This is a genomic window from Novosphingobium nitrogenifigens DSM 19370 (assembly GCF_000192575.1).
Classification (GTDB): domain Bacteria; phylum Pseudomonadota; class Alphaproteobacteria; order Sphingomonadales; family Sphingomonadaceae; genus Novosphingobium; species Novosphingobium nitrogenifigens.
On sequence record NZ_GL876926.1, the window covers coordinates 302,954 to 318,915 of the forward strand.

The window sequence follows — 15,962 nt, forward strand, 5'->3', positions numbered from 1 at the left end:
TTGTGCGTATGCGAGCGCCGGAAGATGCTGCGTTTGAACCGCAATCGTCACTACCTCCTGCAGTACGGAACCCATCCATTCAACAGGCCGCCGCGTTTGAAACGGTCGGCGGGCCGGGCGGTGCGGCCGCTCCTGCGGGTGCCGTAGACAGCGTATTGCCGCGCCATCGGGTTGCGCGACACCACGCGACGGGGCGTCGGGCGCGCGCCCATCGTGCCCGGGCACGCCGGATCAAGGCGGGGCGGGTGGCTCACGAGGCAGTCTTGCGGATGTTCGACATCGTCGGGGCGCTGCTCTTGCTGGCGCTGGCCAGCCCGGCCATGCTGCTGATCGCGGTGATGGTGCGCTGGACCAGTCCGGGGCCGATCTTTTTCGCGCACCGGCGTGTCGGGCGAAACGGCAAGCGCTTTTTCTGTCTCAAGTTCCGCACCATGGCGATCGACGCGGATGCCCAGCTCAAGGCCCTGCTTGAACGCGATGCCGGAGCGCGTGCGGAATGGCAAAAGACGCAGAAGCTGCGCCGGGACCCGCGCATCACCTCCATCGGGCGATTTCTTCGCCGCACCAGTCTCGATGAATTGCCCCAGCTCTTCAATGTGCTGATCGGGGACATGAGTCTGGTCGGGCCGCGTCCGATCGTGGAGTCCGAGATCGCGCGGTATGGTCGTCGCTTTTCGGAGTATTGTCTCGTTCGCCCCGGGTTGACCGGTCTGTGGCAGGTGCAACGAAGGGCCGATACGTCCTATCGGCGGCGTGTGGCGTTCGATGTCGCTTTCACGCGGAGCCGGTCGGTCCGCCTCTATTTTCTGATCCTCGCGAAAACGGTGCCTTGCGTGCTGACAGGGCGCGGGGCCTGGTAACGGGGGTGCTCCTCACGCGCCTTCTGGTCATGGGCTTCGTCATGGGCAGGCCGTGTCCTCTGCAACGCCGATCACGGCCTTGCAGAGGACATGCTGTTGCGGAGCACGGCGCACACGATCAATCCCAAAGTCACCTCTTTTAGGGACGACGAGCGATCGGGCATGGTTCGGTCATCGAGCAGCTTGCGGATCTGCAAGGAGGTAGTCTCGTTGCAGGTCGGCATTACCCCTTAATGCCGTCGTGTCAGATCGTTTGATGGATCAGAGCATGAAGTGGACGATGGCAAGCCAGAATACCTGACTGATGGCCAAGCCTATGAAGATGCCTTTTACAGCATCAAGGCCACCGGAATCCTTCATGTCATAGGTTCTTTCGAGCGTGTCGACGCTCCAGATCAGCTTTTTCATCCTACTTCCCAATTTAAGATCCGCATTTTATGCGGTTTCTTTTGACCGTGCCGTATTTCACCCCATGCGCAGCCGTTTCCGGTTGCGCATCGATCATTCGCTCAGGTTGGGAAAATCGCTGGTTTTCGGCGGTTTTCCGCGACCATGATGCGACTCGTTCTATATTGAAACAAGATCGTCAAAAATACCTAATTCTTCGATAATTTTTGCTTGTTTCAGGGTGTTTTGCCCAAATTTTTTGGGCTCCGCGGTGGCTGCGACCCGGCACTTCCCTCTGGGGAGCGCCGAGTCGACCGGCCCTGTTTCCGCTTTGCAATCGGCCGCAGGATGGATGGTGCGGCAGCTCGTCAGAAATAGCGTTCGCCCACGCGAATGGTGTCGCCGGGCAGGATCTCGACTGGGGCACCGCGCAGCGACACCGAGCCTTCTGCCGGAGCATTGTCGCGCCGTACGAAGACCTTGCGGCTGTTGGCGCGATACGTGAAGCCACCGGCGAGGGCGACGGCTTTCTCGACGGTCAATCCGGAAGCGTAGGGATATTCGCCCGGCTTGTTGACTTCGCCCAGAATGTAGAAGGGGCGAAACGTCAGGACCTCGATGCTGACTTTGGCGTCATTGACATATCCGGCCGAAAGGCGGCGAGTGATGTCGGCAGTGACATCGCCGACCGAGAGGTCGGCCGCCTTGACGGTCCCGATCAGGGGAAAGGCCACTTCGCCTGCGGGCGTGACGGTATATTCACCAGTCAGGGCAGGTTCGTTGTAGACCGTGACGCGCAACTTGTCGCCGGTGCCGAGTCGGTAGTCCTGAGGCCCTGCCTTGGCGCTCGCGGATGCGAGAGGGGCGACTTTTCCCGACGAGCAGGCGGGTAGAACAGAAACGGCAAGGGCCGCCACTGCAACCGAAATCATGACCTTGCGCATGTGTTTCCCCATCAATTTCGGAAATACCGTAAAAGTAAAGATCCGTGCCTCGCTCGAAGGGATTCTTCGGGCAGGGCGACTGCCAGCCCTGTTTCTATGCGCCTGTGGGGAAAGCTCAATTGCCCGCGCCGTAACGAAAAATCCGCGATGGAGATATTCCGGAGGGGTTCGGTCCGATCAGGCCGCGCCTGTCCGGGGGGGGAATCGTCGTTCGCGGCAAAGGGTGAGGCGGAATGGATGGTTAGCGAAAAGCGGCCTGATCCTTAGCGGTTTTCCCGAATTGTTGTCATCCGAAGGCCGCGCAATTTTACGTCCGGTTTCGTGTTCGCGGCTGCAACGGCGATTGCCATAGGCCGGGCCGCGTTTTCGCTCTGCTCCTGCGTCCTGACGAGGGCTGATTTCCCTCCGCTGCGGATATGCTTCGCCTTTCGTGGACGGCTGCCTTGCATAGTCTGACTTTCGCAAGATCGCGGACGGGTTCGTCCGGCCTTCCGATCGTCAGCGAAGGAGCACAAGGGTGAGCACGGCCTTCAACAGTTTGGACACCACCGCCATCGACTTTTATCGCGGGGTGGGTGGAGAGCTCCCGGCCCGTCTCCCCGAGCCGCGGGCGGCAGGCGGTGGCGGCAATGACCGCATCGACTTGCGTTTCCTCTTGGGCATTTTCCGGCGGCGCCTGGGGCTGTTCACCGGCGTGCTGTGCGGCTCGGTGGCGCTGGGCGCACTCGTCACGGCGGTGCAGCCGCGTACCTATGTTGCCCATGCCGATGTCACGCTCAACAGCCGGGTGGAAACGATCGCGCCGACCAGCACCAACGACCGGACTGTCGATCAGCCGCTCCCCAACGACAGCTATGTCGATACGCAAGTCGCGCTGGTGACGTCGGCCGACAACATGAACGCCGTGATCGACCGGCTCGGCCTTGCCCGCGATCCGCGCTTCACCGCCGGAGCCACGCCGCAGCAGGCCCGCCTTGCCGCGATCGAATATGTGCGCAAGCATATCAATGTGCAGCGGATCGGTTCGACGTTCGGTGTCGGTATCGCCTTCGAAAGCCGCAATGCGAACGAGGCGGCAAATGTCGCCAATGCCTTTGCGGAGCAGTTCACCCGCGGTGCGCTCGACGCCAAGCGGGGTGAAGCGCACCAGACCAGCGCGCTGATTGCCGGACGCCTCGATCAGTTGCGTAGCCAGGCTCTGGCCGACAGCGCGGCGGTCGACAACTATCGCTTTGCCCACAACCTGCTCAGCACCAATCAGGGGACGCTGACCGAACAGGAAATCTCGTCCTATAACCAGGAACTGGCGCAGGCCCGCGCCGAGGCGGCCGAGGATGCGGCCCGTCTCGATGCGGCCCGTCGTCAGCTCGCCGGGAGCGGTAATGGAAGCGGCGTCGGGGGAGGCAGCGTTGGGGAAACCGTCGCGTCACCCGCCATCGCGGCTCTTCGCGGGCAGCAGGCCACCGCAGCCGGGGAACTCGCCGCGCTTCAGGCGCGCTATGGCGCCCTTCATCCCGACGTGATCAAGGCGCGCGCAACGCTGAAAGCGCTCGACGATCAGGTTTCGGCCGAAACCCACCGCGTCATTGCCGGGCTCGAGGCGAAGGCTCACGCCTCGCAGCAGCGACTGGCTTCGCTGTCCGGGTCGCTCGACCAATCGCGCGGGGCGCTCGCGGTCAGCAACTCGGCCAAGGCCGGGTTGCAGGACCTTGAAAAGCGGGCGGAAACCTCGAACGGTCTCTATGAAAGCTACCTCAACCGCTACAAGGAACTGTCCGCCCGAGAAGGGACCGAGCAGGCCGATGCGCAGATGCTGCATCCCGCTTCGGTGCCGATTCTGCCTGACAGCCCGCATGTCCTGATCAACCTGATCCTTTCGCTTGCGCTGGGCGTCGGGGTCGGCATTGCGGCGGCGTTTCTGGCAGAACTCAATTATACCGGCGTCACCACCGGCGATGACATCGAAGAGCGTCTGGGCGTGCGCTATCTCGGCACGATCCCGTCGCTGCAATCAGTGATGCCGCGCAACAGCGATCGTAATCCGGCGGCCGAACTCATCAACAATCCGCGTTCTGCCTTTGCCGAGGCGTTCCGTTCCTTGCGCGCCTCGATCGCGATGAACACCACCAATGCGCGGGTCATCGCGATCACCTCGGCGTTGCCCGATGAAGGCAAGACGACGACCTCGATCTGCCTTGCGCGCTCGATGGCGGCGTCGGGGGATCGCGTTCTTCTCATCGACTGCGACTTGCGGCGACAGGGGGTGAGCCGGTTCCTGCCCACGCAGGAAGGACGCCCCGGCCTTCTCGAAGTCCTGCGTTCGACGGCTTCGCTCGAAGATACGCTGGTCATCGATCCTGCCACCGGGCTGTCGATCCTGCCGGTTGCGGCGGATTCGGCGGATGCGCACGAATTGCTGACCGGGGACGAGATGGATCGTCTGCTTGAAAATGCGCGCCAGCATTTCGACGCGATCATCATCGACACCGCGCCGGTTCTGCCGATCGCGGATACGCGGCTGGTGCTGGGCAAGGCCGATGCGTCGGTCTTCGTCGTGCGCTGGCGCAAGACGCCGGACAATGCGCTGCGTTCGGCCCTGCGGCTCCTGCCCGGCAATCGCGTGCAACTGGCAGGCGTTGCCCTGACGCGCGTCGACATGCGCAAACAGGCCCGTTTCGGCTACGGCGAAGACGCCTTCTATCAGAGCTATCGGCAGTACTATTCCTGATGCGGACATGCGGGCGAAGGCCTTCGGGCCTTCGCCCAACCCCGTGTCGATCGCGGCAGGCCGCGCGTCTTGCCGCCGCATCCGACCCGATGCGCATTGGACCCGATGGGCGTTGCGCGCGCTTCGTTGAAGGATTTCCGCCATGCAATTGACGATCATCGGCGCGGTTCAGGTGCTGATCGGCTTGATCCTGTTTCTGGCGGGAAGCGTCGAGGCGATGTTCGCGTTCCTGTTGGTCGCGACGCTGTTCGGCGGGTCGGCGGCAATCGTGCTCGGCTCGCTCGGCACCGGGTCGTCGATCCCGCCGCTGCATTTCGCCTTGCTGTTCATGGTGCTGCGCCTGCTGGTTCCCGGATCGGGGCAATTGGCGGCGACCGGCCGCGCGGTTCAGGCCAATGCCTGGCTGGCGATCTTCGTGCTTTACGGCGTGTTGATGGCCTATGTCGGTCCGCGTCTGTTCGGAGGCCGGTTCGAATTCACACCGCTGCGCCCGACCGGTCCGACCGGCTATACCAGCCACATCAGCTATCTTCTGGCGACGCGCCCGTTCGCGCCCTCGGCGCAGAATTTCACGGCATCGGTCTATCTGGTCGGGACACTGGTCGCCGCAACGGCGGCGCATGTCGCGTGCAAGGCGCCGTCCGGGCGGGTGACACTGGTGCGCACCATGGCCGTGGTCGGCATGATCCACGCCCTGTTCGGATTTCTCTCGGTGGTGGGCAAGGGGACGCCGATCGACGATGCACTCGGCTTTTTCCGCAACGGCAGCTATGCGCAGCTCAATCAGCAAGTCGACGGGATCGTTCGCATGTCGGGGATTTCGACCGAACCGTCGAGCTATGCCGGATATGGTTCGATCTGGTTCGTCTTCCTGGCCGAATGCTGGCTGCGGCGGATCGAGCCGTACCTGACCGGACTGGCGGCTCTGGTGCTCGGGACGGCCTTGCTCGCCAGCACTTCGACCACCGCCTATATCGCGCTGGGGGCCTATGGGCTGCTTGTCGCCACCCGTTCGCTCATCATTCCGGGAGCGATGCCGGCCGATCGCGGTCTGTGGCTGGCGGTGCTCGGGCTAACCGGGGTGATCGCGGGATCGCTGTTCCTCTTGTGGCAACCTTCGGTTGCCGATCGGCTCATGGCATTTGGTCAGCATTTGCTGATGGACAAGATGAGCTCGGATTCGGGCATTCAGCGCAAGTTCTGGGCCATGCAGGGGTTGCACGCTTTCGTCGGGACATATGGGATCGGTGTCGGACCGGGCAGTTTCCGGTCATCCAGCCTCGTGACCGCCGTGCTCGGATGTGTGGGGGTCGTCGGGTCTTTGGCGTTGTGCTTCCACGTCATGATCGCGTTCAAGCCGCTGCGCTGGTCGACGTACATTCCGATGGCAGACGTCGGGCTCGCAACGGCGGGCGCCTGCGCTTGGGCCTTGTTCATGGCGGTCGTGATCGGTGCGATTACGGCGCCGAGCTGCGATCCGGGGTGTGACTTTGCTTTGTTGAGTGGTGCAGCGCTTGCGTTGCGGGGACGCAGTGCCCGCTTTCACGGGCAGTCGACACGGGTCCCGTCGCGGTTCGATCCGCTGCCTTTGACAGCGCTTCCGGCCGAATGAGCGGGGGCGGCATGGCGGCGGCGCTGTCCGAGTGCCCCACGGCAAGGCAACATCGCGACGGGCGGGAGGCGGCCTCGTTCGATCCGCACTCACCACGGCGTGCCGTCGAATGGCGCGAGGCCGAAAGGGATGTCACCGGCACCGATGGTCCGATCCGCGTTTTCGTCCATCTTGCCGCGAACAAGGATGCGGGCGAATGGCGGCGAGCCTGGCAATCGGGCGAGCTTGTCGGGGTCAACGACGAAACCCCCTATGGCTATGGACGTGCCGAGCAGATGGGGTGCGCTCTCGCCTTTTCGGAAAGCGCGGGCAGGGGGCTCTTGAAAGCGGGGCTCCGGCTTGCCTTGCGCGTGGTGCTGGGGTTCGATTTCCTCCATGCCTGGAATCAGCGGCGAGCGATCGCGCGCGCGGACATCGTCTGGACCCATACCGAATCCCAGGCATTGGCCGTTGCTGCCGTCCTTTTGCTGACCGGCGCGAAGACAAAGCTATTGGGGCAAGTGGTCTGGTTGATCGACCGCTGGCCCCATCTCGGGCCATTGCATCGCATGGTGTTCCGGCGACTGGTTGCGCGGATCGATGTCATGACTTTTCATTCGCGTGCCAATTACGAACGGGCACGCGTGCTGTTTCCCGAAACGGACTTACGGATCGTGCCGTTCGGCATTCCGACCGAGACCGCTCACCAGCCGCACACCAGGGGCAAGGGGCCTCTCCACGTTCTTGCGCTGGGCAACGACCGGGACCGCGACTGGCAGACATTGGCGCAAGCGGTGTCGGGCGAGGTGGACATGGACCTCTTGATCCTGTCGGGGGAGGCCCCCGCCGGGCTCGCACGTGGACAGGACAACATTCGGGTTCGCCGGGCGCGCACCAACGAGGAACTGCGCCGCGAATACGAAGCCGCCGATGTCGTTTGCGTCCCGCTTCGCCCCAATCTCCACGCCAGCGGCGCGACGGTCGTGCAGGAAGCGGTTCTTGCCGGAGTGCCGGTCGTCGCGACGGATGTCGGCGGTCTCGATCTCTATTTTTCTTCCCACGAGATTGCCTATGTCCCACCGGGGGACCCTGTAGCCTTGCGGGAAATGCTGCGCAGCATAGCTGAAGACCCCGACGCTGCCCTCGCCCGGGCCACGGCGGCGCAGGCGCGCCTGTGCGACAGCGGGAAACTGGGGGCCGAGGCCTATATCGCCCATCATGTCCGGATCAGCAGGGAGCTTGTGTGTCGGTGAAATGGAACGCCTTGCGCCCGCTGGTCGTGGCTGGTCTGTTCGTGGTGGCTCTTCCTGCGGCATCGGCTCGCCCTGATCCGGCCGCGCTTGACATGTGTGGCATGGCGCCTTCGTTTTTCGAGGATTTCGCCGATTTCCGGGTGGCATCCCGCGATCTGCGTGGCGTCAACTGGACCGCGCACACGCCCTGGAACGGCGATTTCGGGGACGCGCGTTTTGCCGATCCGGGGCCGGGCGGTCCGTTCTCGGTTTCGGGGGGCACGCTCCACATCACGGCCCGCAAGGGGCGCGACGGACGCTGGCAGTCCGGCCTGATCGCGGCGGCCGACGGTACGGGCCGGGGGCATGGCGTGCGCTATGGCTATTTCGAGGCACGGATGCGCATGCCCGCCGGACCGGGGACATGGCCGGCTTTCTGGTTGGGGGCACAGCGCCCCGCCAGCGACAAGCGCCCGTCGCTCGAACTCGACGTCATCGAATATTACGGCAAGTTCACCGACGGCTATCACGTGTCCTATCATCTCTGGACCGGGAACAAGGCGACCGAGAGCCATACCGGATCGATCATCACGGTTCCGCGCGAAAGTCTGGTGCGCGAGTTTCACGATTACGGCTTGAAAATCACACCGCGCACTATCGGCTATTATTTCGATCGACGCCTGGTGTGGCAGACCGCGACGCCAAAGGAGCATGTCTATGACATGTATCCCATCGTCAATCTGGCGCTCGGATCTGGCTATCCGATCGACCAGACGCCAGACCCGTCGGTGCTCGATGTCAAATATGTCCATGTGTTTCGTCTCGATACGGCGGCCCACTGTGGTTGAAACGGGCAGGGCAGAGGTCGCAACGCGATGACGTCGTCGGTACTTTCCGAAACCGCATCCTCCGAAGAGAAGCGTTCCGAAAGCGCTCAGCCCGAGGATGGCGCTGCGGTAGGATCGCGCGCGGCGAAGGGGGCGATGATGCTGGTCGTTTCACGGCTGGTTTCGCGGCTGTTCGATTTCGGCGCCTTGCTGGTTCTGGCACGTCTTCTGACACCACAGGATTTCGGCCTGGTGGCGATCGCGATGTCGTTGATGCAAGTGGTCGAGGCAGTGTTCGAATTGCCCGTGGCCCAAGTGGTCGTGCGGGCGCACAATCCCGAACCGGCCATGCTCGATACCGCATTCACGCTCAGCCTGCTGCGCGGTCTTGTTCTTGCGGTGGTGCTGGGCGCCCTGTCATGGCCCGCCGCGCTGTTTTTCCGGCAACCGGCGCTGGTGCCGTTGATCTGTGTGCTCAGCCTGTCGCCGTTCATGCGCGGAATGATGAGCCCGGGGCTCGCCTATTACTCCCGCGCGCTCAGCTTTCGGCAGGACGTGATGATCGAGCTGTCGGGTAAGCTTGCCGCGCTGATCAGCGCGGTGACCGCAGCGATCGTCCTGCGCAATTACTGGGCGATCGTGGCGGGAACCGTCACCGGGCCGCTGGTCATGATGATCGTGTCCTATATCATCGCGCCGATGGCTCCCCGGCTGAGCCTTGCCCGCTGGCGCGAATTCATGGGCATTCTGGGCTGGCTTTCGGCGGCGCAGATCATCAGCGCGATGAACTGGCAATTCGATCGCCTGATCCTCAGCCGCTATGTCTCACCCGCCTCGCTCGGCGGGTTCAGCATGGCGAGCGATCTGGCCAATCTGCCCAATCAGGTCTTGGTGGTGCCGATGTGGCGGCCGCTTGCTTCGGCCTTTTCACTGATCCACCGCAATGGCGACAATCCGCGCGGCAAAGTGCTGGCGACGTGTTCGATCCTGCTGGCGCTGCTGCTGCCGGTCTGCCTCGTCCTCTCGCTGCTGGCAAAGCCGCTGGTTCAGGTGGCGCTGGGAGCCAAATGGGCTCCGTCGGCGGACTATCTGGGGTATCTTGTCCTTCTGATCATTCCTGTCTTCATCGGGCCGGTCACGTCGTCATTGTTGATGGCGCAGGGCCGCACCCGCCTCAACTGGTGGATCAATTTTGCCGAGATGGTGGTCAAGCTGCCGGCCGCAGTGATCCTGATCTGGGCCTGGGGGCTTTACGGGGCGATTGCGGCGCGGGCACTGGCGGCGCTGCTTGTGTTCGTGTTCACGGTTCGGATTCTGGGCGTGATCGCACGGGTTTCGCCCTGGGCCTTGTGGAGCCATTGCTGGCGTCAGCTTTGCGCCGGGGCAGTCATGGCGACCGCACTTGTCATGCTGCGCCCGTTGATTGCCGATGCGGGGCCGGGGCTTTTGCAACTGGGTGTGCTGTGTCTCTGCCTGATCGCGGGGATCAGTTATGGCCTCGTTCTTCTGGTGCTCGATTACGAACCTTTGCGACAAATGATCGGCAAGGCGGAGGAAATGGTGGCGCGTCAGCGTGTATAATTTAATGGATTCGTGGGGATTTCGTTACTAGCCTTGGCCCATGCTGTCATGATGACAGCGTTGGGGGCCGATCGATGAGACTGTTGGGGCTGACTGCGATTGCCTTGGCGACTTTTCCGTATAGCGCCCATGCGCAGGACAAGCCTGCATCGGCTCAAGGCGATGTCTCGGTCACAATTTATGGCAACAACCTTGCGCTGATCGAGGACGTGCGGAGGCTCGATCCCGGCAAGGGGCAGGTCGAACTCGCCTTTCCCGATGTCTCCGCGCAGATTCAGCCCGAGACGGTGACGCTCGCGGTGCCCGGCGCGACCATTCTCGAACAGAATTTCGATTATGACTTGTTGAGCCCGGAGCGCCTGATCGAGAAGTCGGTCGGTCAGACGGTCACGCTGATGCACACCAATCCCACGACCGGAGGGGATAGCGGGGAGACCGCGCGAGTGCTCGCCAATAACAACGGCACTTTGCTGCAAGTGGGCAACCGGATCGAAGTGCTGCGCGACATTCCCAATTCGCGGCTTGTCTTTTCAGGATTGCCTGCGGGCCTCAAAGAACGCCCGACTCTTTCGGTTCGGCTCCAGTCCGATCGTGCAGGCGTGCGTCCGATCAGGCTCAGCTATCTCAGCGAGGGTTTTACTTGGAAGGCGGACTATGTCGCACTGTTCGACGAACATGCGGGCAAGATCGACGTGCAGGGCTGGATCACGCTCAACAACACAACCGGGACCACTTTTCCGGGCGCGCGAGTCCTGTTGGTGGCCGGGAAAGTCGGAACGCAGCCACGGGGTACCCGCTTTGACCCCCGGTTTCGCAATGATATGGCGGACGCCACCGACGAGCGTCCCGGCATGGAAACCGCAAAAAGGGAACGGCTCGGCGACTATTACGTCTACCCCATTGCCGGTCGCACGACACTTGCCGATCATCAGCAGAAGCAGGTTTCTTTCCTTGATGTGAAGAGCGTCGCAGCCAGCAAGGTCTACCGGTATCGAAATGGCTGGCTTCATAGCGAGGACACGCCGCAAAGCGCGCAGACCGTTCTGAAATTCTCGAGCAGCGCGAAAGACGGTCTGGGCGATGCGCTGCCTGCCGGAACCGTGCGCGTCTATATGCGCGACGAGCGGGGACAACCCCAGTTCATCGGCGAGCAGGGGATCGGACATACCCCCATGGGGTCGAGCCTGGCATTGCCCACTGGCGAGGCCTTCGACGTCAAGGTGCAGTCCGCCGTGGTCAAGCGCGAGCGGATCGATCTGGGTGAATGGGAACGCGTGGCGCGCTGGCGCGTCACGGTCGCGGGGGCGCCGATACGGGAAGGAATTCTGGAGCGGGATGTCGTTCATTGGCAGACCGGGATGGAATATACGGTGACCAATGCCCGCCCCCAGCCTGTCACGGTGGAACTGGTCCAATCCGGGTTGGACGACGGCTGGAACGACATTCGCGTCCCCAGTGAAAGTCTTGCGGGCGTGCAGCGGTCGGTCGACGAGCGGGTATGGGAAGTTCCTGTCCCGGCCGGAGGAAAGACCGTTCTGAAAGTCATTTTCGACACCCGGGATTGAGGTTCGCCATGGCGGCACGCATATGGTGTCTGTCAGCACTGCTGTCGGTTTTCCCGCTTGCAGATGCTGCGGCCGGGACGGTGGTGGATGCCTCTCCGCCTGTTGAAACGCGTGTGACGATCTATCGCGCGAAAGGGGACGATACTTCGCTTGCCGTCGGTAGCAATCTCGATGGCTATGCACTGATCAGTGAAACACGCGAAGTGGATGTGCCCGCTGGATCGGCAACGATCCGCTTTCCCGGCGTCGCGGCCGGGATGCTGGCGGAAAGCGCAGTCGTGACCGGATTGCCGGTAGGGGTGCGGGAGAAAAACCTTGATGCGGCTCTCCTGTCGCCCGGGCGTCTTTACGGCGGTTGGTATGGTCGGCCGGTGATGGTCCGGCGCCATGACCCGAAGACCGGGCGTCTGCGCGAGGAACGGGCCGTGGTCCGCTCTGCGCCCGGCGGCGCGGCGGTCGTCGAAACGGCAAGTGGGTTCGAAGTGCTCAATTGCGGGCCGTTCAAGGACAGCCTTGCCTATCCCGGCGTGCCGCAGGGCCTGTCATCTTCTCCAACCCTTTCGGTCGCGACCGATGCACCATCGGGCGCTCATGCGCGGGTCACGTTGTCCTATCTGGCGTGGAATTTCGACTGGCGGGCCGATTACGTTCTCGACCTGGAAGCGGACCGGCGACACGCCATGCTGAATGCCTGGGTGACATTGGCCAGCGGGGACGTGACCAGCTTTGTCGGGGCGCAGACCTCGGTCGTGGCGGGCAATCCGGACTTCGATGAAAAGCGGGCACACGGCGACGAAGAGGACGGGGGCACATTCATGTTCCGGTGTTTTCCTGCTTCTGCGCCTCCATCTCCAATTGTCGCTCCGCCTCCCCCAATCGTCGGGCAGGCTTTTCCGGCACCGGAGGCTGACCTCGTTGTCACTGCCATGCGTCGGGTGGTCGCGGCCAAGATGGAGGATCTGGGCGATCTCAAACTCTATCGCCTGCCGCTGCCGACGACGGTCGCGGCGCGGGGGCAAAAGCAGGTTGCCTTGTTTGCCCCCCGTCGGATTGTTGTCGAGCAGGTGTTGACGGCCGATCTCGGCAGCGACGATGACGACAACAAGCCCGATGTCGGCATGGTGGTGCGCCTTCGCAATCGCAAAGAGAATGGGCTCGGTCTCGCTTTGCCGAAGGGAGCCGTTCGGGTTTTCGCCCGACAGAATGGCGCCGAACTGCTTCTGGGGCAGGGGCAAATCACCGATCGCGCCGTCAACGAACGGGCGGACATCACCTATGGCACTTCACCGCAAGTGACGGCTCACGAAATTGCCGTCCATCGCAGGAAGGGGGCCCGAGAGATGGCCGTCACCGTGAGCAATGCCAATCCGGTTCCGGTATCGTTCGAAGGTGTCTTCGCGAATGTCGTGCCCGGTGCCGTCAGGGATGCGACGGCACCGCTGGCCCTGCGCGACGGCCGTCGTATCTGGATCACCACGATACCGGCCCATGGCAAGAAGGCGCTGCGTTACCGCTTGATGCCTTAGCTGTGGGGTCGCATCCGCTTACCACTCGGTGATCAGGCGCTCGACGGCGGCGCCTTGGGGCAGGCACTGGGCGTGCTCGGTGCGGGGCGTCTGTTCGCAATTCCACAAGGCGGTCTCGATCCCCTTGCGAGTGTCGCGCAAGAACAGGAAGCCCAGAGGACTGTCCGTTCCGGTGCGGCCATAGACGGCACAGCGCGGCTTGTCCTTGCACAGGGCATAGGCCCGCACGGCATAGCTGCCCGAATAGGCGCCGGGATCGAGCAGCATGTCGATCCGATCGGTCCCGTTATGGCTCGGCACCGATGGCGCGCGGGGCGCATGGACGGCTTCGGACAAGGCTTGCCGGGCTGCGACGGTCGGGGGCGAAGGCGCCGCATTGACGGGAATTGCCGGGACAGGTTCGCTCTGCCCAGGGAGGCTTGGCGCGGTGTCCTCGGGCAAGGGATCGACATGCGCGACGGACAAACGCGCGAGATCGACTATGCGCGGCTCACCGTCACCTTGTTCGGTTGCGCCGAAAGCCGGAGCTGCGCCCCAATATCCGGGCCAGCGGTAAAAGAGATGGGCGCCGACTTGTGCCATCTTGACCATGCTGTCGCGCCAGCGCGGCACGACGTAATCGGCGTGGTAATGGGTGGCGAGCCCGACTTCGCGATCGACGGCGCCGCCAAGGGCTGCCAGCGCGATTGCCCGTGCACGTGCCCAGGCATCGGCATTGGGCAGGCGCGTCCCGAGCGATCCGTCACAGGCAAAGGTGAACTGGCACGCATTGGACCGTGCGGCATCCTGGAACACCACGCCGCAGACCGTCTTGGGGAAGGCGGGGTGACGGACGCGGTTGAGCACGACCTGAACAACTGCGCGTTCGCCGCGTGGGTCGTCTCCGGCCTCGTACCACCCCGCCGCGGCAAGGCAATCGACCGCCCTTTGCCGGGCCGGGCCGATCAGGGCCGAAACCCGGAAGGGCGACGCGAATTCGGTCACCGTCTCGATCGGGACGGCGGCATTGGAAACCCGCGCCATGTCTGCGGAAAGAGCGATGAAGCCCGTGGCGAACGGCAGGGCAGGCGGCGTTGAGGGGGACGAGGATGCCGCCGTCGACAGCTTCATCCGCAAGACCGGGGCTGCCTGCGGAATTTTCAATCCGCCCAGAAGTCCGGCGAGACTGACCAGGAACAGCGCGGCCATGCCCATGCGCCAGCCCAAGTCGCGTGTGTCGGTCCAGCGCAGGCCCCGCATCCACCAGGGTTTTCCTGCGCTGTCCGCCCCCGGTGTTTCCGACAACTCGGATGCGGACGGCAGGGGTACGGGAAGGGCATCCATCGTGTCCGTCCTCAGAACCGGTAGGACAGGGTCACATTGCCCCGGCTTTGATCGAATTGGCGTGCGGCAACGGCGGGATCGGAATTGCGTCCGATCCGGTAGGTGAAGTTTGCATCGACCTGCCAGTGGCGGTCCACCAGCCATGTCGCGCCGAACTGGCCATTGGCGTAAGTGTCGTGGCGATCGGCGCCCTGATAGCTGTCGCGGGTATATCCCCCGCCGGGCTTGAGCAGCAGGTTGCGCAGCAGTTCGTGGACCACGGTCACCGTGAACCCCTGTTCCTCGATCCCCGCCACGCCCATCATCGGCGCACGCTGGAACGTGCGCGCCGCGACGAGGTTGACGGTGGTAAGGCGGGTCGGGCTCCATGCCAGCGAGACATTGTAATTGAGCCCTTGCGTGCCGCGATAGGCAGGGTCTTTGAAATCGCGGCGGAAATAGCCGATGCCCGCTTCGCCGTGGATCAGCCGGTTGAGGCCGAAGGCGACGCCGACAAGGCCCGAATACTGGGTTGCGTCGCGCTGGCCGCTGCCCTGCAGATTGAAGGTGTAGGTGCTCGACGCGATGGAGAACTCGGCATAGGCGGCCATGCCCGGCGAAACGCCTTGGGCCACCCGGACGCGGCCTTCGAGATAGTCGTAGTCGCGATAGGAAAGGTCGATCGGCGTATCGTTGAGCACGCGCGGGCTATAGCGAAAGCGGTCGAGATGCCCCGCAACGGTGACGCGGGTGTGATAGAACGCCTGATCCACGCGAAGATCGGCGGTCAAGAGGCCGTAGGCGACCGGGGCCGCGCCGAACAGGGTGTCGCCGGTCGACCCGCGCGGTTCGATATTGTGCGCGAAATTGAGATTGCCGTGGAGTTCGGTTTCCTTGCCGATGTCGATCCGGCCATCGAAACCTGTCGCCCACGTTTCATTGTTTTCGCCGGCATGCGAGACATAGCGGTCGACCTGACCGTTGGCATGGAGATTGAATTCGTGCCGCTGCCACCGCGACCGGGCCCAGACCGTGGGACGCACCGAAAAGACTTCATCCCCCACGCGGATGTCGCGGCGCGCATAGATATTGTCGCTGATGGCAAGATCGGCGGCGAGCGTGGGAAAGATCAGGAAGTTTCCTGCCTGCAGCCCCGGCTGGTCATATTCGGGCCGGGGACGGGTGGCGGCGGTGTCTTCCTCCATGCGGGGATCGACGGCCTGCTGGGCCATGGCCATGCCGGGAAGGATGAGCGGAACGAGCCCGGTCAGCAGTCGTCCGAGCCATTGTTTCCGAATTTTCCCGTGCCGAAAGCCGCCGTGACGAACGCCCTTGCGGCCTGCGCGTACCCCATGCATCGAATTGCCTCCCACCTTGCCCGTCGAGGAGGCATTTCAGCTATCATCCTTCCGATCATGG

General features: G+C 63.4%; 12 protein-coding genes. 8 read left to right on the forward strand and 4 right to left on the reverse strand.

Features of this window, described 5'->3' with window-relative positions; translation table 11 throughout:
- The first annotated feature begins 269 nt into the window (after positions 1-269).
- A complete protein-coding gene (locus Y88_RS01770; protein WP_008065669.1) occupies positions 270-860 on the forward strand; it encodes a sugar transferase in 591 nt (196 codons plus the stop codon).
- Between the two features lie 261 nt (positions 861-1,121).
- Here the strand turns inward: Y88_RS01770 and Y88_RS19305 are convergent, their stop codons facing one another.
- Complete coding sequence (locus Y88_RS19305) at positions 1,122-1,268, reverse strand: hypothetical protein (RefSeq protein WP_008065670.1); 147 nt, start codon at positions 1,266-1,268, stop codon at positions 1,122-1,124.
- A gap of 347 nt (positions 1,269-1,615) precedes the next feature.
- Positions 1,616-2,191 carry a polysaccharide biosynthesis/export family protein gene (locus Y88_RS01775; protein WP_008065671.1) on the reverse strand — a complete coding sequence of 192 codons (576 nt, stop codon included), beginning with the start codon at positions 2,189-2,191 and terminating at the stop codon, positions 1,616-1,618.
- 517 nt (positions 2,192-2,708) lie between these two features.
- Here Y88_RS01775 and Y88_RS01780 point away from each other — a divergent pair.
- The 7 genes from Y88_RS01780 to Y88_RS01810 all read left to right on the forward strand — a co-directional run bounded on the left by Y88_RS01780 (position 2,709) and on the right by Y88_RS01810 (position 13,241).
- Positions 2,709-4,919 (forward strand): GumC family protein, encoded by a 2,211-nt coding sequence (locus Y88_RS01780; RefSeq protein WP_018075261.1) that lies wholly within the window; start codon positions 2,709-2,711, stop codon positions 4,917-4,919.
- A gap of 142 nt (positions 4,920-5,061) precedes the next feature.
- Positions 5,062-6,531 carry a hypothetical protein gene (locus Y88_RS01785; RefSeq protein ID WP_008065673.1) on the forward strand — a complete coding sequence of 490 codons (1,470 nt, stop codon included), beginning with the start codon at positions 5,062-5,064 and terminating at the stop codon, positions 6,529-6,531.
- Positions 6,528-7,763 carry a glycosyltransferase gene (locus Y88_RS01790; RefSeq protein ID WP_008065674.1) on the forward strand — a complete coding sequence of 412 codons (1,236 nt, stop codon included), beginning with the start codon at positions 6,528-6,530 and terminating at the stop codon, positions 7,761-7,763. Before Y88_RS01785 ends, Y88_RS01790 begins: the two co-directional genes overlap by 4 nt.
- Positions 7,760-8,590 carry a glycoside hydrolase family 16 protein gene (locus tag Y88_RS01795; protein ID WP_232280884.1) on the forward strand — a complete coding sequence of 277 codons (831 nt, stop codon included), beginning with the start codon at positions 7,760-7,762 and terminating at the stop codon, positions 8,588-8,590. Before Y88_RS01790 ends, Y88_RS01795 begins: the two co-directional genes overlap by 4 nt.
- A 27-nt stretch (positions 8,591-8,617) precedes the next feature.
- Positions 8,618-10,150: an oligosaccharide flippase family protein gene (locus Y88_RS01800; protein WP_008065678.1), complete on the forward strand. Its 1,533-nt coding sequence runs from the start codon at positions 8,618-8,620 to the stop codon at positions 10,148-10,150.
- 74 nt (positions 10,151-10,224) lie between these two features.
- Positions 10,225-11,715: a DUF4139 domain-containing protein gene (locus Y88_RS01805; RefSeq protein WP_018075260.1), complete on the forward strand. Its 1,491-nt coding sequence runs from the start codon at positions 10,225-10,227 to the stop codon at positions 11,713-11,715.
- A gap of 8 nt (positions 11,716-11,723) precedes the next feature.
- A complete protein-coding gene (locus tag Y88_RS01810) occupies positions 11,724-13,241 on the forward strand; it encodes a DUF4139 domain-containing protein (protein WP_018075259.1) in 1,518 nt (505 codons plus the stop codon).
- 18 nt (positions 13,242-13,259) lie between these two features.
- Here the strand turns inward: Y88_RS01810 and Y88_RS01815 are convergent, their stop codons facing one another.
- Together Y88_RS01815 and Y88_RS01820 are read right to left on the reverse strand one after the other, a co-directional pair.
- Complete coding sequence (locus Y88_RS01815) at positions 13,260-14,564, reverse strand: cell wall hydrolase (RefSeq protein ID WP_232280885.1); 1,305 nt, start codon at positions 14,562-14,564, stop codon at positions 13,260-13,262.
- A gap of 11 nt (positions 14,565-14,575) precedes the next feature.
- Positions 14,576-15,901, reverse strand: a complete 1,326-nt coding sequence (locus tag Y88_RS01820; protein ID WP_008065685.1) for an outer membrane beta-barrel protein — start codon at positions 15,899-15,901, stop codon at positions 14,576-14,578.
- Positions 15,902-15,962: the final 61 nt, after the last annotated feature.